Consider the following 20087-nt stretch of genomic DNA (forward strand, 5'->3'; position numbering starts at 1 on the left):
TGCTTCTTTAAAATCATTCTAAATAATGATCACTTTAGATCTCATTAAAAAAAATCAACGCGGTAGAATTGTAAACATTGATACTGACGAGCTGCCGCTTAAATTAATTGAGATGGGTTGTTTACCAGGGAATGAAGTTCACTTAGAGCAACTCGCTCCAATGAAAGATCCGATGTACCTCGTAATTGATGGCTGCCACTTAGCTATTAGAACAGAAACAGCTAAGAACATAACCATAGAACTAATTTAAATGAGCAAAACCATTAATGTTGCATTAATAGGAAATCCTAACACAGGAAAAACATCTGTGTTTAATGCCATTACTGGGCTCAATCAAAAAGTAGGAAACTATCCAGGAATTACAGTCGAAAAGAAACAAGGAATTTGTCGATTAGATAGAACTACCAAAGCTCACATAATTGATTTGCCAGGTACTTATAGTCTTAACGCTTCTTCGATGGACGAGAGTGTGGTGATTGAATTACTTCTTAATAAAAACGACAAAGACTATCCGGACGTTGCAGTCGTAGTTTCTGACATAGAAAACCTAAAAAGAAATCTTCTTCTTTTTACACAAATCAAAGATTTAGAGATACCAACTCTTTTAGTGATTAATATGTCTGATAGGATGAAAAGTAAAGGGATATCAATTGACATACCCTTGTTAGAAGAAAAGCTGAAAACTAGAATTTGCTTAATTAGTACAAGAGAAAATAAGGGTATAGATCATCTAAAAAGTATCTTGCTGGATTATAGATTATTATCTAATGCGAAATGTACCAATATCAAACAAATCGACGAAGCTTATTTCGAAAAGCTCGAAAAAGTTTTTCCAGATCAATCTCTTTATAAATTATGGTTAGTAATTACGCAGGATGTGAATTTTGCAAAACTCGATCGTAAAAAAGTAGAAGATGCAACAGAATACAAGACCCAATCCATTTCAAACTTAAAGCGTCTTCAGCAAAAAGAAACCATAAAGCGGTATCAATACATTAACCAGTCACTAAAAGAAACGTATAAAGTAGATCAATCTAAGGCTACGGATTATCGGTCTAGATTAGATCGAATTTTAATTCATCGTTTTTGGGGGTATATTATTTTCTTTATGATTTTACTCACCATCTTCCAAGTAATTTTTGATTGGAGTAGTGTTCCAATGGATTTTATTGATGAAAGCTTTTCAAATTTGAGTGAAATTACAAAGCAAACATTACCTACTGGTTTATTTACTAATTTACTTGCAGAAGGAATAATTTCTGGATTGGGAGGGATCGTAATTTTCATTCCTCAAATAGCATTTTTGTTTCTTTTTATTTCCGTTCTCGAAGAGACGGGTTATATGAGTCGAGTGGTGTTTTTAATGGACCGTGGTTTAAGAAAATATGGTCTTAGTGGTAAAAGTGTAATCCCGTTAATTTCTGGAACAGCTTGTGCAATTCCAGCAGTAATGGCAACTCGGAATATTGAAAACTGGAAAGAACGTCTGATAACTATTTTGGTAACTCCTTTTACTACTTGTTCTGCTCGTTTGCCTGTTTATTTAATTTTAATTTCATTAGTAATTCCAGAAGGCTCTTTTTTAGGTATGGGTTACCAAGGACTTACACTTATGGGTCTTTATTTATTAGGTTTTATAATGGCATTATTATCGGCTGCTTTATTAAACAAATTACTAAAAATTCAATCGAAGACTTATTTTGTAGTAGAAATGCCCAATTATAAACTACCTCTTATTAAGAATGTGGCGATTACCGTATTCGAAAAAACAAAATCTTTTGTAGTTGAAGCAGGACGAATTATTTTAGCCATTTCTATTTTACTTTGGCTAATGGCTTCTTTTGGTCCAGGGGAAGATTTTAACAATGCGGAAGAAATTGTAACCAACCAACCGGCTAGCCAAAATTATACTCCTCAAGAATTAGAAACAGAAATTGCTTCTTACAAACTAGAACATTCTTTCATTGGAATTCTTGGAAAATCTATAGAACCTGCAATTGCCCCCCTAGGATTTGATTGGAAAATTGGAATAGCATTAATTAGTTCTTTTGCTGCTCGTGAGGTTTTTGTCGGAACATTAGCTACAATTTACAGTGTAGGGAACGAACAAGAAGAAACACTTAAAAATAGAATGAAATCTGAACGAAGACCAAATGGAGAGCTACTATTTAATTTGCCTACAGGAGTGTCGCTAATGCTGTTTTATGCTTTTGCCTTGCAGTGTATGAGTACGTTGGCAATTGTAAAAAAAGAAACAAACAGCTGGAAATGGCCTATGGTTCAGTTGTTTAGTATGACTTTGATTGCCTATCTTTCAGCACTTTTAGTTTATCAAATATTAGTATGATGGAAACAATACAAGTTTTGTTAGTAGTTGTAGCCTCCGTTATTTCGGTACGTTTTCTTTACAAAAAATTCTTTCCTTCAAAAGCGAGTTCAAAAGATTGTGGAACGGATTGTGGGTGTCACTAATCTACTTGCATTAAAGTCTCTATTTCATCAGCTTCTATAGGGATATTTCCCATTAAATTCAGTGGACTTCCTTGACTTTGAATCACGACATCATCTTCTAATCGAATCCCAAACCCTTCTTCAGGAATATAAATACCGGGTTCTACTGTAAAAACCATGTTGGCCTCCATCGGTAAATGTAGTAATCCATAATCATGGGTGTCTAAACCAATATGATGTGAAGTTCCATGCATAAAATACTTTTTATAAGCAGGCCAATTTGGATCTTGATTTTTAACATCAGAGTCATTTATAAGTCCAAGACCTAAAAGCTCTGAAGTCATAATAAGACCAACTTCTTTATGGTATTCTTTCCAAATTGTTCCTGGGACTAAAAGTTTTGTAGCTTCTTTTTTAACCCGTAAAACGGCGTTATATACCTCTTTTTGTCTATCAGTAAATTTTCCAGAAACAGGTATTGTTCTTGTTAAATCACTTTTATAGTTACCGTATTCGGCAGCAACGTCTAGTAATAAAAGATCCCCACTCTTGCATTGAGCATTATTCTCTGTATAATGAAGAACATTAGCATTTGCTCCAGAAGCAATAATAGGGGTGTATGCAAATCCTTTTGATCTATTTTTAAGAAATTCATGAGCAAGTTCAGCTTCAATTTCATATTCCCAAACCCCGGGTTTCACAAAACTTAAAAGACGTCTAAATCCTTTTTCGGTAATGTTGCAAGCCGTTTGTATTTGATCAACCTCTTCTATCGATTTTACAGCTCTAAGCTTTTGTAAAATAGGATTACTTTTTGCTACACCATGAGCGGGATATTGTTCTTTACATTTTTTTATAAAACGGTCTTCTCTTGTTTCAGTTTCTACAGATTGGCGGTAATGTTCGTTTGTATTAAAATAAAAAGTTTCATTAAAAGCACTTAGCTGATTGAGAATACGGTCGAAATCTTGTAGCCAAAAAACAGTCTCAATTCCAGAACGTTCTGTAGCTTGTTTTTTTGTTAGTTTTGCTCCTTCCCAAACTGCAATATGGTCGTTTGTTTCTGTAACAAAAAGAACCTCTCTCATTTTTGGATCATGGGCATCTGGAAAAAGAAGTAGTATCGTTTCTTCTTGATCTACTCCTGTTAAATAAAAAATATCACGGTGTTGTTCGAAGGGTAAAACAGAATCTGCACTAATTGGATAAGTATCATTAGAATTGAAAACAGCAATGCTTCTTGGGAGCATTTCATCCATAAAAGAAGAACGTGTTTTTTTATAAAAATTTGAAGATAGTGCTTGATACCGCATAATTAGCTTATTTTTTAGTAAATATATGAATTTGACTAGGAATCAGTTTAAGCAAATTCTTTTTCTTCAACCGTATTTTTTTGTACTTTCAGCAAACAAGAAACATTACAAGTCAAGCATATGAAATTACTTAATTCATTTTTAATATTCTTTGTTGTATTCACATTAAATGCACAAACACAGAAGAGCAATTCTATTGTAAAAAATATTCCGTTTGAAAATATTGGTCCAAAAGTAATGAGCGGGAGAATTGTTGCTTTAGAAGTAAATCCAAACGATCCAACAGAATTTTACGCAGCTTATGCATCGGGTGGAATTTGGCACACAAAAGACAATGGAATAAGTTTTGTTTCTATAACAGAAAACGCACCAACTCAGAACATAGGAGAAATTGCAATACATTGGCCAACTAAAACACTTTGGGTTGGAACTGGGGAAAACAACTCTTCAAGATCTTCTTACGCTGGTATTGGGATGTTAAAAACTTCTGATAACGGAGCAACCTGGGAAACAAAAGGTTTAGAGGACAGCCATCATATAGGTAAAATATTAATTAACCTACAGAATCCCGAGGAAATAGTAGTCGGAGTCACAGGTCATTTATATACTACAAATAAGGAACGTGGAATTTATAGATCTGAAAACGGTGGAGACACATGGGAGCAAGTTTTATTCATAAACGATGCAACAGGAATTATTGATATGAGTACGGTCCCTGATAATTTTAACGTTCAATTTGCAGCAGCTTGGGAAAAAGACAGAAAAGCATGGAATTTTACTGGAAATGGAGAAAAGTCAGGTATTTATAAAAGTACAGATGCTGGAAAAACATGGAATTTAATTTCAAATTCCGAAAGTGGTTTTCCAACAGGCTCTGGAGTTGGTCGAATTGGACTTGCTGTATATGATGAAAACACGGTTTATGCTATTCATGATTCTCAATTTAGAAGACCAGAAGAAAAAACAAAAAAATCAGATGGTTTAACTAAAGAAGATTTTAAGAGCATGACTAAAGAAGTTTTTTTAGCTTTAGATAATAAAGTACTAAATGCATTCTTGAAGGAAAATAATTTTCAAGAAAAATATAGAGCACAAAGCATTAAAAACAGCGTTAAAAATGGATTAGTTTTACCTAAAGATTTAGCTGTTTATTTAGAAGATGCGAATGCATTATTGTTTGACACTCCAGTGGTAGGAGCTGAGGTTTTTAAAAGTGAAAATGGAGGTACAACCTGGAAAAAAACTCATACCGATTACATCGATGGTTTGTATTACAGTTATGGTTATTATTTTGGACACATTCATGTTGCTCCCAAAAATGCTGATAAAATATACATATACGGTGTTCCTCTTTTAACTTCAGATGATGGAGGAAAAAACTTTAGATCCATAGGAAAATCAAACGTTCATTCCGATCATCATGCATTGTGGATTAATCCAGATAAACCCGGTCACTTAATTAACGGTAATGATGGTGGTGTAAACATTACCTATGATGATGGTATCCATTGGATGAAAAATAATTCTACTGCTGTTGGTCAGTTTTATGCTATTAATATAGATCATGAAACACCTTATAATGTTTATGGAGGTCTCCAGGACAATGGGGTATGGAAAGGTGCTCATAATGCACGAGATGACGAGCGCTGGGAGGCAACCGGACATAATCCCTGGACTTCAATTATGGGGGGTGATGGCATGCAGATTCAAATCGACAATCGAGACAGTAATATCGTTTACACCGGTTATCAATTTGGTAATTATTTTCGTCTGGATTTAAAAAACGATAAAAACACATACATCCAGCCGAAACACGAACTTGGCGAATCACCTTATCGTTTTAACTGGCAAACCCCAATATTGTTGTCTTCTCACAACCAAGATATTTTGTATTTGGGAGGAAATAAACTTCATAGATCTTTGAACCAAGGGGATGATTGGACTGCTATTTCTGGTGATTTAACTCAAGGAGGTAAAAAAGGAAATGTTGCGTTTGGGACCTTAACAACGATCTCAGAATCTCCAGCTCAGTTCGGATTTATTTATACTGGTAGCGATGATGGATATGCTTATCATTCTGGTGATGGTGGTGCGAGTTGGAATAGAATTTCAGATGAATTACCGCAAAATTTATGGGTGAGTAGAATTATTGCTTCAGAACATAAAAAAGACCGTGTTTACATTACATTAAATGGGTATAGAAATGACGATTTCAAACCCTATGTTTATGTAAGCGATGACCGAGGAGCGCATTGGAAATCGATCCAATCAAATCTTCCAGATAGCCCTGTAAATGTTATTCGTGAAGATCCGACTAATGATCAAATTTTATATCTAGGAAACGATCAAGGTACTTTCGTTTCTTTTGACCAAGGTTTAAAATGGCAAGCATTTAATAACGGTTTAACAACTGCTGCGGTTCACGATTTAGTTATTCAGCCTGATGTAAATCATTTATTAATCGGAACGCACGGACGATCAATTTATAAAACAGACTTATCACCTATTCAAGGAGTGAATTCAGAGTTTTTAAATAAAGAAATTACACTTCTTGAACCAAAGAAAATAAGAGCTTCTAAAAGATGGGGTACTCGAAATTCTTCTTGGAGGAACTTTTATGAACCAAAAACGAGTTTCACTCTTTTTTCTAAGAATTCTGGCCTTTATCAAATGAAAATTAAAAATGATAAAGGAATAGTATTATACACACAAAACGGAACCTTAGATGCTGGTTTTAATTTTGTTTCCTACGCACTCGAAAAAGATGCAAAAGGGATTATCAATTATAATAGAAAAAATAAAAAATCACCATCAGAAGCAGCGAAAAATGGAAAACACTACCTCAAAAAAGGAACCTACAGTGTTGAATTTACAAAAGGAAAATTTACAAGTAAGGCAAAACTGGAAGTTCAGTAGTTCAAATAAAACTAGAGGTTTTTTGTATCTAGTTTTTCTCTTTTCAACAGGGATTATTTTTGCTCAATCAGAAATAGAAAAGGATAGTCTCTGGACAAAAGGAGGAACTATAAATGTGCTGTTTAATCAGGCTAATTTTGGAGAATGGCTTGGAGGAGGAACCAATAGTTTTAATGGAATTGTGAATTTAGATTATGAGCTTCACCGATTAGAAGAAAAATGGGATTGGACCACAACTTTTGATGCGTCCTTAGGTTTTTCTAAAACAGAATCTTCAAATTTTTATAAAAAAACCGTAGATCACTTTGAGTTAAATTCAGTTCTTATAAGAAAAAAAACGAACCCTTGGAGCTTTTCAACCTCTACAAATATTAAATCTCAATGGGTTGCTGGATATGAATTTTCAGAAGGGAGTACTGGTGAAGAAATAAAAAATAAAACAACTGCTTTTTTCTCCCCTTTATATGCTCGTATTGGGGTTGGAATTACTTACAAGAAAACAAGATCTTTTAGTTTACAAATAGAGCCTGTCACAGCGCGCTTAATATATGTTGGATCTCAATTCACAGATAATTTAGCGACTGGAGAAACATTTTTTGGCGTAGCACCAAATGAACAAACTCGGTTTGAAATGGGATTGTCTATAGCAGCTCAAGGAAAATGGCCTCTTTTCCCAAATGTTATTTTGAATAATAAAATAAACCTTATCTCTAATTATCTCAAGGAATTCAAAAATTTTGATTTAGACTATACGATGGGCATCGACATGAAAATAAATAACTTTATGTCGGCACAATTTGAGTTACAACTCCTTTATGACGACAATGCGATTGCTAAAATTCAAACCCGACAGGTGTTTGGAGTAAGCTTTGGTTTTTCTATTTAGTAGTTTTTGTTTAATTTTTTGCACAAAAAAAGGTCGTTATGGGTTGAAAAAGTAAAACACTTTTTAGTTCTTCTGTTAGGAAATAATAATCTTTAAAAAAAACAGCTGATATACTTTCTTTCGAAAAGCTTTTAGCTTAATTTTACAGCTTTAAATTAACAATTAATGAGCGGAATAAACTCTTCTTTAGCACGTAAATACGCAATGGCACTATCAGGATTATTTCTGGTGGTATTTTTATTGCAGCATTTTATCATAAACCTCACCTCTGTCTTTAGTGAGGAAGTATTTAATGAAATTTCTCATTTCATGGGAAACAATCCATTGGTTCAATTTGTACTACAGCCAGTCCTTATTTTTGGAGTTTTATTTCACTTCATGATGGGATTTATTTTAGACATTAAAAATAGAAAAGCACGTTCTCAGGGATATGCTCAGAACAATGGTGCAGCAAATTCATCTTGGATGTCAAGAAATATGATTTTATCTGGGATAACAATCCTGTCTTTTTTGGTACTTCATTTTATAGATTTCTGGTTTCCAGAAATGAATTACAAATATGTACAGATTTTACCAGAAGATCCAAATCGTTATTTTGAAGAAATGGTTCATAAATTTGAAAACGTTATTCGTGTAATTACATATGTAATTTCATTCTTTTTCTTGATGCTTCACTTACTTCACGGATTTAGTTCTTCTTTTCAATCGGTTGGATTAAACAATAAATACACACGAGGAATTAAAGGTTTTACCCTTGCATTTTCAATAGTAGTTCCTGCAGGATTTATCTTCATCGCAATCTTTCATCATTTAAACGCATAAGACTATGGCAAGTTTAAATTCTAATATACCAAAAGGTCCTTTATCAGATAAATGGACTTCTCACAAAAATAACATCAACCTAGTTAGTCCAGCTAATAAGCGACTTATCGATATTATCGTGGTTGGTACTGGATTAGCTGGAGCTTCTGCTTCTGCTACTTTAGCCGAATTAGGATATAATGTAAAATCATTTTGTTTCCAAGATTCACCAAGAAGAGCTCACTCAATCGCAGCTCAAGGTGGAATTAATGCAGCAAAAAATTATCAAGGAGATGGAGACTCTACCTACCGTCTTTTCTATGACACCATAAAAGGAGGAGATTATCGTTCAAGAGAGGCTAACGTTCACCGTTTAGCTGAGGTTTCTACCAACATAATTGACCAATGTGTTGCACAAGGGGTTCCTTTTGCTCGTGACTACGGTGGGTTATTAGATAACCGTTCGTTTGGAGGAGTTTTAGTTTCTCGAACATTCTATGCTAAAGGCCAAACAGGACAACAATTATTACTAGGAGCATATTCTGCAATGAACCGTCAAATTGGTCGTGGAAAAATAAAAATGTACAATCGTCATGAAATGATGGATCTAGTATTAGTTGATGGAAAAGCTAGAGGAATTATTGCTCGAAACCTAGTAACAGGTCAAGTAGAACGTCACGGAGCTCACGCCGTTGTAGTAGCTTCAGGTGGATATGGAAATGTATTTTTCCTTTCTACAAACGCTATGGGGAGTAATGTTTCTGCAGGATGGAAAATTCACCAAAAAGGAGCACACTTCGCAAACCCTTGTTTCACTCAAATCCACCCAACATGTATTCCAGTTTCTGGAGATCACCAGTCGAAATTAACCTTAATGTCTGAATCTCTAAGAAATGATGGACGAATTTGGGTTCCTAAAAACATTGAAGATGTGAAGGCAATCCGTGAAGGAAAATTAAGCCCGACACAACTTAAAGAAGAAGACCGAGATTATTACTTAGAACGACGTTACCCTGCTTTTGGAAATCTAGTTCCACGTGATGTTGCTTCTAGAGCTGCAAAAGAACGTTGTGATGCTGGATATGGAGTAAATGCAACAGGAGAAGCAGTTTATCTGGACTTTGCTGCTGCAATTACTCGTTACGGGAAAGAACAAGCCCATGTTAAGGGACTTGACGAAAATGATGCGGCTTTGGTTAAAAAACTAGGTCAAGAAGTAGTTCGTTCTAAATACGGAAACTTATTCCAGATGTACGAAAAAATCGTAGATCAGAATCCATACGAAACACCAATGATGATCTATCCAGCGGTACATTATACCATGGGAGGTGTTTGGGTTGATTATAACCTAATGACATCTATTCCTGGTTGTTACGCTATTGGAGAAGCAAACTTCTCGGATCATGGTGCTAACCGACTGGGTGCATCTGCATTAATGCAAGGTTTAGCAGATGGATATTTTGTTTTACCCTATACAATAGGAGACTATTTAGCGGACGATATTCGAACAGGTTCAATTCCAACGGATACTCCAGAATTCGATGCCGCTGAAAAAGCAGTTTTAGATAAGATTAGTTTATTCTTAAATAATAAAGGAAAGCACTCTGTTGATTATTACCACAAAAAATTAGGTAAAATCATGTGGGACAAATGTGGAATGTCTCGTAATGCTGAAGGTCTAAAAGAAGCAATGGCTGAGATTAAAGCGTTAAGAGAAGATTTCTATAAAAACGTAAATGTTCCAGGAACTGACACTGAGTTTAATGAACAATTAGCGAAAGCGGGGCGTGTTGCAGATTTCTTAGAATTAGGGGAATTGTTTGCAAAAGATGCCTTAGAAAGAACAGAATCTTGTGGAGGTCATTTCCGTGAAGAATCTCAAACTCCAGAAGGAGAAGCAATGCGTGACGATGAAAACTTTACTTTCGTTTCTGCATGGGAATACAAAGGAGAACCGGGTGATGCTGTTTTGCATAAAGAAGAATTGAATTACGAAGAAATAGAAGTAAAAACACGTTCATATAAATAAGATAAAGATGAATTTGACCTTAAAAATTTGGAGACAAGCTAACGCAACATCAAAAGGAGAAATGGTTACCTATCCTATTGAAAATGTTTCCCCTGACATGTCCTTTTTAGAAATGATGGACGTTTTGAATGAACAATTAATCAATAAAGGAATTGATCCGATAGCTTTTGATCATGATTGTCGCGAAGGAATTTGCGGAATGTGTTCGATGTATATTAACGGAGAAGCACACGGTCCTGATCGTTTAGTTACCACTTGTCAGTTACACATGCGTAAATTTAAAGATGGTGAAACAATTACGATTGAACCGTTTAGAGCGAATGCATTTCCAGTTGTAAAAGACCTTGCTGTAGACCGTTCTGCATTTGATAGAATTCAACATGCAGGTGGTTTTGTTAGTGTAAATACTTCAGGAAACACTCAGGATGCGAATAATATTCCAATTAACAAGCACGATGCAGATAAAGCATTCGATGCAGCTACTTGTATCGGTTGTGGTGCTTGTGTTGCAAGTTGTAAAAACGCTTCTGCAATGCTGTTTGTTTCAGCTAAAGTTTCTCAGTATGCACTTCTTCCACAAGGAAAGGTTGAAGCTACTGATCGTGTACTAAACATGGTAAAACAAATGGACGAAGAAGGTTTTGGAAACTGTACCAACACGGGAGCCTGCGAAGTAGAATGTCCTAAGGGAATTTCTTTAGAGAATATCGCTCGTATGAATAGAGAATATCTTTTTGCGACTGTGAAAGGGTAAAAATTAACTCTACTTTTAATAATTATTAAACCCCATCCTTGCTAAGGAAGGGGTTTTTATTTTAGGGATTTTATAAAACGACCTATAAAAGTCAAAAAAATCAAAAGTAATTTTATTCAACAGCCTTCAATACTTTTTCAATAAAGTCAGCAACCTTTGAGGGTTCTAACCATCGAGTAACCACCACTACATCTTGATCAGGAATAATGATGATAAAATTCCCACCAAAACCAGCGGCATAATATATATTTTCGGCAGCACCCTCCCAGTGTCGAGCCCCTTTTTTATTTAGCCACCAGAGGTATCCGTAGTTTGGATTTGCAGAAGAAGCTGTTGTTGCTTTTTCAATCCAATTTTCGCTTATTAATTGTTCTCCTTTCCAAGAACCATTAGACAAAAACAGTAATCCAAAACGTGCATGGTCTTCGGTATTAATAAACAAACCACCTCCAGAGTGCCCACCTCCAGAAACTGATTGTACTCGTATGCCGTCAATCGGAGTCCAAGAGTTTTCATAACCAAACCAGCGCCAGGTAGAAGAAGCTCCAATAGGATCCATTATTTCTGTTTTAAGAACCTGCGGTAAAGGCTTTCTCCAAACATTAAGCAAGGAGTAAGAAAGAACATTAACCCGTACATCGTTGTATTTAAAATGGGTTCCTGGTTCATGAAGTGTTCTGTATCTCCAATCATCGACTGAACCTTCTTTGGGTGGACGATCTGCCCAGTCGTGAAGACCCCAAATACTTCCTGACCAGTCCGAAGATTGATTTAATAAATGGGACCAAGTAATTTTTTTATTGTGTTCCCCATCGAAAGTTGTATCCCAAACGTAGTCCGTAAGAAAATCGTTTGTAGATTTTATTAAACCTTTGTCAAACGCTAGTCCAGCAATGGTTGACAAATAACTTTTTGTAACACTAAAAGTCATGTCAACTCGTTTTGTATTGCCCCATTTGGCTATTACAAAACCTTTTTTAAGAATCATTCCAGCGGGACCGCCATGTTTTTTTGTTGGGCCTAAAATCTCGTGATAGGGTTCTCTAGAGAAACCCTTGATAATAGCAACACGTAAATCTCTTCCACCACTGTATTCGTTGGTTAATGCAAAATCTACAGCTTCTTGTAATCGTTCCGGTTTTATGTCAAAATATTCTGCATCTTTTTCTTTCCATACTTCATTTCGTTCTGGATAATAATAGTCTTGAGCCCGAAGAAATACGGAAGCTCCAATGCATAAAAACAAAAAAACAGGGTTTCTCATATTAAGTTTATTTTTACGATATGTTATTTAGATTTGGTCCGTTCAACAGCATTTAACCAGCCATTATATTTAGCTTCTCGAGCTTGTTGGGTCATAATTGGACTAAAAAGCGTTTCTCTTTCTCGAACTTCTTCGATTGAATCTAGTGTCCAAAACCCAGCTTTAATACCCGCTAAAAAAGCAGCTCCTAAAGCAGTTACCTCAAGCATTTTAGGACGATCAACTTCTACATTTAAAATGTCAGACTGGAATTGCATTAAATAATTATTTGCTGAAGCACCCCCGTCAACTTTTAAAGAAATAATTGAGGATCCACTATCTTCTAACATTGCGTTAATTACATCCTTTGTTTGATATGCCATAGCTTCTACAGTTGCTTTTGTAAGTTCTTTTTTGCCAATGTCAAGTGTTATTCCGTGAATAGCCCCCTTTGCTTTTGCATCCCAATACGGCGCACCTAAACCAGCAAATGCAGGAACAATATAAAGATCTTCAAGAGGTGGAATGGATTTACATATTACTTCTGTTTCTTCAGCTTGATTGATAAGATTTAATTGATCTCGAAGCCATTGGATAGAAGCACCTCCAATAAAAATACTTCCTTCTAAAGCGTAATTCGGTTTTTCATTCTCTATGCTACAAGCTAAGGTTGTTAAAAGACCATTTTTAGAAACCAAATGATCTGTTCCAGTATTTAAAAGAAGAAAACATCCCGTTCCATAGGTGTTCTTTGCCATTCCAGGCTGATGACCACCTTGACCAAAAAGAGCTGCTTGCTGATCTCCAGCAACTCCATAAATTGGAATTTCAATTCCTTTAAAGTTTAAATTTCCAAAATTTGAAGACGATTCTTGAACATGAGGAAGCATTGAGCTTGGTATATTCATTGCTTTGAGAATTTTTTCATCCCAAGCTAAAGTTTTAATATTATAGATCATTGTTCGCGAGGCGTTTGAATGATCCGTTAGGTGTTTTTTACCTTTTGTAAGTTTGTATATAAGCCAAGAGTCAATGGTGCCAAAAAGTAATTCTCCAGCTTCTGCACGTTCTCTGGAACCAGGAACTTCATCTAAAATCCATTTTAGTTTTGTACCCGAAAAATAGGAGTCAATAATTAAGCCTGTATTTTCATTTACATAAGTTTCTAGCCCTAATGCTTTTAATTCTTCACAAATTGGAGTTGTTCTTTTATCTAACCATACAATAGCTTTATGGATTGGTTCCCCTGTATTTTTATCCCATACAACAGTTGTTTCTCTTTGATTTGTAATACCAATTGAAGCTATTTCAGAGGGATTAATTCCAGTTTCTAGCATTACTTTTTCGAAGGCTTCCAATTGGTCCTTAATTATATCGTTTGCATCATGCTCTACCCAGCCCGATTTAGGATAGTGTTGTTTTAATTCTTTTTGAGAAATAGAAACAATACCCCCTTTTTTATCAAAAATTATAGCTCTTGTGCTTGTGGTTCCTTGGTCAAAAGCCACGATGTATTTCTTTTCCATAGTCTAGTTGTTTTAGTCTCCAACTTTAAAGATAAAAGAAAATGTCTCAGTTCGGATTATAGACCCCTTAAAAGCACATCATTTTTATGTATTTTTATTTAAAATATTAAAATGGAAACTAAATTGAATGTAGCTTTAATTCAGACGGATCTAGTTTGGGAACAACCTGGCGAAAACCGAAAGCACATTGAATTTTATTTAAATAAAGTCTCTAAGAGAGCTGATGTTATTTTTTTGCCAGAAATGTTTTCCTCAGGTTTTACAATGAATCCAAAATCGGTTGCCGAATCAATGTCAGGAACTACCATTACCTGGATGAAAAATTGGAGTGTAAAACTAGGAGCTGCAATTGCAGGAAGTTTAGTGGTAGAGGAGAACGGAAAATTTTACAACCGATTTGTATGGGTCAATGATGATGGTTCTACACATTATTATAACAAGAGACACTTGTTTACATTAGCAGGTGAAGATCAAGTTTATGAAGAAGGGAAAGATCAATGTATTTTTAATTTTAAAGGGTGGAATGTGTGTTTACGCATATGCTATGATTTACGTTTTCCAGTTTGGTCTAGAAATAAAAACACTTATGATTTATTGGTTTTTGTAGCGAATTGGCCAGCTCCAAGAATTAATGCTTGGGACGCATTACTAAAAGCACGAGCAATAGAAAACATGAGTTATGTTATTGGAGTAAATAGAATAGGAAAAGATGCTAAAAAGAATGAGTACCCTGGGCATTCTGTAGTGTATGATTTGTTAGGTCATGCTGCTATTTCTCCCAGGGAAGAAGGAGGTGTTTTAGAAACAATCTTAGATAAAAAAGTTCAAGATGAAGTTAGAACTACTCTAAATTTTCTTGAAGATCAAGACTCCTTCCTTTTACAATAAATGTTTCGTTTTGATCCCAATTTGCACGTAAAGTAATCTCACCTTCCATATAAATAACTTCTTCAGGCTGAATTTTTTTAAGGTAATTACCGGTATCCCATTTGTTGTTTTCATTGATATCTTTAACCAATCGAACACCATAATCTCCAGGATTCAAATAGTTGAAAGTATATTTTCCATATTCATTTTTCAAATATTTGCGAATAGTTTTCCCTGTAGAATCGATAAGTTCAATGAAATAGTTATAATCACTATCAGTCTCGACATTTAAAATTATGACACCATAGTTTTCTAATTTTTTAGTTTGAAGCTTGGTTGTTAAAGTATCATTTGTATCTCCCCAAAAATCGGTTACGGCATTAGGAAGAATTTGAATTGTATAAGAATCATTTAATGTTTTATTAAAATCAAAAATAATTTCATTTTTATGCTCATTTATTAATGATTTGAAAGGTACAATAACCGAATCGATGTCTCTAATTTCAATTAATGATTCATCCAGTTTCACAACGGGAAGGGTTGCTTTAATCGATAGGGTGTCCATGAAATCAAGAAATCTTTTGTGAGAAAAACTAAATTCTAAGGAATCCACTTTTGGTTTAGCAGGTTTAATAACTACTTGTTTCAAAGAGTCTTTATCGGATAGATTAAAAACTAAAGAATCAATTTTTTCAACTCCAGAATACCAGAAATCTAAAGTATCAGATTCTGTGTGTTTTGTTATTAAATATTTAAAATCTTCGTCAACCTCGCTAACAAGATCAATTGTTTCTCCAGTAACATCCCCAAAGTAACCAAAAATGATATGATGATTATTAATGTATTGTGGCCTTGACCAGCCGAAGTTTGGAATTTCTTTAAACAAAACAGGAAACCTAATCGAATCTCCAGGTAGTTTAACAGGCTCTTTAAAGAACCCTATTTTATCTATATTTTGGTCAAAAAGATAATTTTTACCTTCGTCTTTTAAAGCAATCATTTCATATGTTCCTGCACTAAGATTTTGCAGTTTAAAGTATACGCTATCTAAAGTGTTTGAAATATAAAAAGGTTTTTTGTTGTAGATTGTTGAGTCAGTAAAGGTAGAGTCTACCGGGTATAGATGAACGGAAATAAATTCGTCGGTTTCTTTTTCATAGGCATCTTTAACGGTTCCTTCCAAAAAAAGAGAGTCAATTACAGAGCCCGTAGAGAAAATGTAACTAAAATAGGTAAGCGGATTTTGTTCGTTAAAATCTTCAATAGCCGAACCAAAATTGAATGTGTAGGTGATGTTTGGTTTTAGGGAGTCTAGAAATTCAATTTGAACTTTTTTACTGACCGTGGTTTCTGGAGATATTTTGTATTGAAAAGGTTCTAGGGGAGGTGAAGTTACTAGTTGAGTAGTAATGTTATTGAGCTTAATGTATTCATCAAATTCTAACGTTATTTTTTCCTCATCAAAAAAAACAGTATTGAGTGGGGGATTTGCTTTTATTAATACAGGAGGTAAGGAATCTTTACTTCCTCCAGTTGGAATCCCTCTTTTGGCACACTGAGAAACAGACAATATAAGGAGTATTCCCAGGATATAAATAATATGTTTCCGCATTAATATGAGTTTAAATGCAAATTAACGGATAAATCGGTTAATTTCTATATCCAATAGTAGCAATGCTTAATCTATTTTTTGAATTTGAAGTTAAAAGTTTTCCGCAAGCAACAAGAGTTGCTCCCGTTGTAATTACATCATCAACAAGCAAAAAATGTTTGGGCTTGTCATTTTTAGTTTTATACTGAAAAGCATTTTTTAAAACTAAGGCCCGATCTAAAGGAGATGTCTTTGCTAGTTGTTTGGTGTTTTCAATTCTAACGAGTTCATTTTCTATTAAAGGCACCCCTAAATAATTTGCTATTTCTTTTCCAAATAGGGTTACTTGGTTATATCCTCTTTTACGTTTTCTTTTAGAATGAAGCGGAACAGGGATCACAGCGTCTATGTCCATAAAAATATTCTTATGAATTAATTCACTAGCAATTTTACCAAAATAAGACCCCAATTGCTCTTGATTTCCATATTTTAAATGATAGATAAGTCTTTCAACTACACTGTTACTTTCGAAATAGCAGAGAGCAGTAGCAAGTTCAAGTTTTAACCTAGGAGTTAGTTTTTGCATCATTAAGTTATTTTTATAAAGATGAAAATAGGTAAAGGGTAATTGAAGTTGACAGTGCACGCAGATTGTTAATTCATTTGGAATTAAAGGGGTTTTACAACCCAAACAAATGGGTGGGAAAAACAAGTTAGAGAAGTCCCTTAAAAATTCTTTTATGAAGTTTTTCATGTAAAATAAGATTTGGTCTTCGTAAAATACGAAAAAGGATTATTTTTGCTGTATGACAGATTTCAAAAAAATCATTTCACATGCAAAAGAATACGGATTTGTATTTCCTTCAAGTGAAATATACGACGGTTTAAGTGCCGTATACGACTATGCTCAAAATGGCGTTGCATTAAAAAAGAATATCCGAGACTACTGGTGGAAATCCATGGTTCAACTACACTATAATATTGTTGGGATCGATGCCTCAATATTTATGCATCCAACAACTTGGAAAGCTTCTGGCCATGTTGACGCCTTTAATGATCCATTAATAGACAACAAAGATTCGAAGAAAAGATATCGTGCAGATGTCTTGGTTGAGGACTATTGTGGTAAAATTGAAAATAAAATTGATAAAGAAATAACCAAAGCAGCTAAACGTTTTGGTGCAGCTTTTAATCCTGAAGAATTTAAAACTACAAACCCTAGGGTTCTTGGGTATCAAGAAAAAATAAACACCATTCTAAAACGATTGGGACAATCGCTTGAAAAAGAAGACCTTGCTGATGTTAAAGCGTTGATTGAAGAGCTTGAAATAGCATGCCCAGAATCAGGCTCTAGAAACTGGACCGATGTTAAACAGTTTAATTTAATGTTTGGAACGAAATTAGGAGCCTCTGCAGAATCTGCTATGAACCTTTATTTAAGACCAGAAACTGCACAGGGAATTTTTGTAAACTTTTTGAATGTTCAAAAAACTGGACGAATGAAAATTCCTTTTGGAATAGCTCAGACTGGAAAAGCTTTTAGAAATGAAATCGTAGCACGTCAATTCATTTTCCGTATGCGCGAATTTGAACAAATGGAAATGCAATTCTTTATTCCTCCTGGTACACAAAAAGAGTGGTATGAAGAGTGGAAAAAAACTCGTTTAAGTTGGCACCTGTCCTTAGGAATGGGTGAAGAAAATTACCGCTTCCATGATCATGAGAAATTAGCTCATTATGCAGACGCAGCAGCTGACATCGAATTTAAGTTTCCTTTTGGTTTCAAAGAATTAGAGGGGATTCATTCCAGAACAGATTTTGATTTGAGTAGCCACGAAGAGTTTTCGGGGAAAAAACTTCAGTATTTTGATCCAGAGCGTAACGAAAATTATGTCCCCTATGTAGTTGAAACTTCAGTAGGATTAGACCGTATGTTCTTAGCTGTATTTTCTTGGGCTCTTCGCGAGGAAACTCTTGAAGATGGTAGCACAAGAACCTTACTTAAGTTACCTGCAATTTTAGCTCCTACTAAAATAGCTGTTTTACCTCTAGTAAAAAAAGATGGCCTTCCTGAAGTAGCGAAAAAATTAATGGATGATTTAAAGTGGGATCATGCAGTTGCTTATGATGAAAAGGATGCAGTAGGAAGACGTTACCGTCGTCAAGATGCGCTTGGAACCCCGTATTGTATTACCATTGATCATCAAACATTAGAGGACCAAACAGTAACCTTACGAGATCGTGATACCATGAAACAAGAGCGTGTTGCTTTAGATTCAATAAGTGGAATTCTTAACGAAAAATTGGATATAAAAAACTGGTTAAAAAGTATTTAAAATCGCTTTCCGATTGAAAAATTGATTCTTGGATAAGCAGTTATATCTAGGTTGTTTAAATAGCGGCCAATGCCAATGCTTATCTCAAAAGAAGCTTTCTTTTTGTTTACCCATTTGGTTCCAAAAAGTGCACCAGCTGCAATTCCAATTGTTGTGTCTGTTTGATTTGGATCACCATCATATTCATCAAAGTTACCTTGAGTTAAACTCATGAATGCTTGAGCAAAAAACCCTTGATTAGCTTCAACTTCTTTCTGAAAATAAAGTCTGTAAAAAGGAGAGATTTCAAAGTTTTCGCTTCTGTAATCCATTGAATTATCAAAATTTATAAGAACAGTTCCTCCCCAACTGGACTGAGGATCAATAAAGTGTTCATAAGTTAATTCAATTGCAGGCAAAACAATAAGTTGAAAAACATCTACACGGATTTCGTGTTTATATGTTTTTTGATTTTCTTCTTGAGAATACCCCATTTTTAAAGAAAAAATTAAAAGTAAAATAAGGCAAGTGTAGGAGTGTGAATTATTAACATTCATTATATAAAAAGATTTGGGTTGTAGCTCAAATATATAAAACTATATCAGTAATTTAGTGTGATCATGAAAATCATTTCTTATAACGTAAACGGCATTCGCGCTGCCTTCAAAAAAGACTTTATAGGTTGGTTGGCTTCCGCTAAACCAGACGTGTTATGTCTTCAAGAAACTAAGGCTCAGGAAGAGCAGGTAGATGTAGAAGCAATCGAAAAACTTGGGTATCACCATTATTGGTTTTCTGCACAGAAAAAGGGGTACAGTGGAGTCGCTCTAATTTGTAAGCAAAAACCAAATCATATTGAATTTGGAACAGGAATAGAACAGATGGACTTCGAAGGTCGAGTAATCCGAGCTGATTTTGATGAATGTTCTGTAATTAGTATGTATTTACCCTCGGGTACTAACCTTGATCGTTTAGAATATAAGTTCCAATTCATGGACGAAATGAGTACCTATCTAGAAGAATTAAAAAAACAAATCCCAAACTTAATAGTGTGTGGAGATTATAACATTTGTCATAAAGCAATAGATATTCATGATCCTGTTCGTAACAAAAAAGTGTCTGGGTTTTTGCCAGAAGAACGTGCTTGGATGGATCAATTGATAAATCAAGGTTTTATTGACTCTTTTCGAGAATTAAATCAAGAACCCCATCAATACAGTTGGTGGAGTTATCGAGCTAATTCTAGAGCCAATAACAAAGGATGGCGACTAGATTATGCAATGGTAACAAAGTCTCTTCAAGAGAAGATATCAAGGGCATATATTCTATCCGAGGCACACCATTCTGATCATTGTCCCGTAGCAGTTGAATTAGATTTTAATAAATAAAAAATTC

General features: G+C 34.7%; 16 protein-coding genes. 10 read left to right on the forward strand and 6 right to left on the reverse strand.

The features are described 5' to 3' along the window. Positions 1-25 precede the first annotated feature (25 nt). Together NG655_RS01530 and feoB are read left to right on the forward strand one after the other, a co-directional pair. The gene (locus tag NG655_RS01530; protein ID WP_252157587.1) at positions 26-250 is read left to right on the forward strand and encodes a FeoA family protein; all 225 of its coding nucleotides are present in this window, start codon (positions 26-28) and stop codon (positions 248-250) included. Next, positions 251-2347, forward strand: a complete 2097-nt coding sequence (gene feoB / locus NG655_RS01535; protein ID WP_252157588.1) for a ferrous iron transport protein B — start codon at positions 251-253, stop codon at positions 2345-2347. Positions 2348-2468: 121 nt separating this feature from the next. Here the strand turns inward: feoB and NG655_RS01540 are convergent, their stop codons facing one another. Beyond that, on the reverse strand, positions 2469-3764 hold the full coding sequence (locus NG655_RS01540) for an aminopeptidase P family protein (RefSeq protein ID WP_252157589.1): 1296 nt from the start codon (positions 3762-3764) through the stop codon (positions 2469-2471). Between the two features lie 120 nt (positions 3765-3884). On the opposite strand from NG655_RS01540, the gene NG655_RS01545 reads away from it, so the two are divergent. The 5 genes from NG655_RS01545 to NG655_RS01565 all read left to right on the forward strand — a co-directional run bounded on the left by NG655_RS01545 (position 3885) and on the right by NG655_RS01565 (position 11150). After that, on the forward strand, positions 3885-6680 hold the full coding sequence (locus NG655_RS01545; protein WP_252157590.1) for a beta propeller repeat protein: 2796 nt from the start codon (positions 3885-3887) through the stop codon (positions 6678-6680). A gap of 22 nt (positions 6681-6702) precedes the next feature. Beyond that, complete coding sequence (locus NG655_RS01550; protein WP_252157591.1) at positions 6703-7566, forward strand: DUF3078 domain-containing protein; 864 nt, start codon at positions 6703-6705, stop codon at positions 7564-7566. Between the two features lie 165 nt (positions 7567-7731). Then, a complete protein-coding gene (locus tag NG655_RS01555; RefSeq protein ID WP_252157592.1) occupies positions 7732-8388 on the forward strand; it encodes a succinate dehydrogenase cytochrome b subunit in 657 nt (218 codons plus the stop codon). Between the two features lie 4 nt (positions 8389-8392). After that, positions 8393-10396 carry a fumarate reductase/succinate dehydrogenase flavoprotein subunit gene (locus NG655_RS01560; protein ID WP_252157593.1) on the forward strand — a complete coding sequence of 668 codons (2004 nt, stop codon included), beginning with the start codon at positions 8393-8395 and terminating at the stop codon, positions 10394-10396. A 7-nt stretch (positions 10397-10403) separates the two neighbouring features. After that, a complete protein-coding gene (locus NG655_RS01565; RefSeq protein WP_252157594.1) occupies positions 10404-11150 on the forward strand; it encodes a succinate dehydrogenase/fumarate reductase iron-sulfur subunit in 747 nt (248 codons plus the stop codon). A 112-nt stretch (positions 11151-11262) separates the two neighbouring features. Here NG655_RS01565 and NG655_RS01570 read toward each other — a convergent pair whose 3' ends face one another. Further along, a complete protein-coding gene (locus NG655_RS01570) occupies positions 11263-12414 on the reverse strand; it encodes a serine hydrolase domain-containing protein (protein ID WP_252157595.1) in 1152 nt (383 codons plus the stop codon). Positions 12415-12437: 23 nt separating this feature from the next. Next, complete coding sequence (glpK, locus tag NG655_RS01575) at positions 12438-13919, reverse strand: glycerol kinase GlpK (RefSeq protein ID WP_252157596.1); 1482 nt, start codon at positions 13917-13919, stop codon at positions 12438-12440. A 111-nt stretch (positions 13920-14030) separates the two neighbouring features. Here glpK and NG655_RS01580 point away from each other — a divergent pair, with 111 nt between their 5' ends. After that, positions 14031-14807, forward strand: a complete 777-nt coding sequence (locus NG655_RS01580) for a nitrilase family protein (protein WP_252157597.1) — start codon at positions 14031-14033, stop codon at positions 14805-14807. Here the strand turns inward: NG655_RS01580 and NG655_RS01585 are convergent. Together NG655_RS01585 and NG655_RS01590 are read right to left on the reverse strand one after the other, a co-directional pair. Further along, the gene (locus tag NG655_RS01585) at positions 14761-16398 is read right to left on the reverse strand and encodes an Ig-like domain-containing domain (RefSeq protein WP_252157598.1); all 1638 of its coding nucleotides are present in this window, start codon (positions 16396-16398) and stop codon (positions 14761-14763) included. The two genes, NG655_RS01580 and NG655_RS01585, sit on opposite strands and share 47 nt — an antisense overlap. A gap of 37 nt (positions 16399-16435) precedes the next feature. Beyond that, positions 16436-16966 carry a ComF family protein gene (locus NG655_RS01590; protein ID WP_252157599.1) on the reverse strand — a complete coding sequence of 177 codons (531 nt, stop codon included), beginning with the start codon at positions 16964-16966 and terminating at the stop codon, positions 16436-16438. 217 nt (positions 16967-17183) lie between these two features. Between NG655_RS01590 and NG655_RS01595 the strand changes: the two genes are divergently transcribed. Then, positions 17184-18713, forward strand: a complete 1530-nt coding sequence (locus NG655_RS01595) for a glycine--tRNA ligase (RefSeq protein ID WP_252157600.1) — start codon at positions 17184-17186, stop codon at positions 18711-18713. Here NG655_RS01595 and NG655_RS01600 read toward each other — a convergent pair. Beyond that, positions 18710-19186 carry a hypothetical protein gene (locus NG655_RS01600; protein WP_252157601.1) on the reverse strand — a complete coding sequence of 159 codons (477 nt, stop codon included), beginning with the start codon at positions 19184-19186 and terminating at the stop codon, positions 18710-18712. The genes NG655_RS01595 and NG655_RS01600 overlap by 4 nt on opposite strands. A 126-nt stretch (positions 19187-19312) precedes the next feature. Here NG655_RS01600 and NG655_RS01605 point away from each other — a divergent pair, with 126 nt between their 5' ends. Further along, complete coding sequence (locus NG655_RS01605; RefSeq protein WP_252157602.1) at positions 19313-20080, forward strand: exodeoxyribonuclease III; 768 nt, start codon at positions 19313-19315, stop codon at positions 20078-20080. The last annotated feature ends 7 nt before the right edge of the window (positions 20081-20087 follow it).

This window comes from Candidatus Arcticimaribacter forsetii (assembly GCF_910589745.1).
Classification (GTDB): domain Bacteria; phylum Bacteroidota; class Bacteroidia; order Flavobacteriales; family Flavobacteriaceae; genus Arcticimaribacter; species Arcticimaribacter forsetii.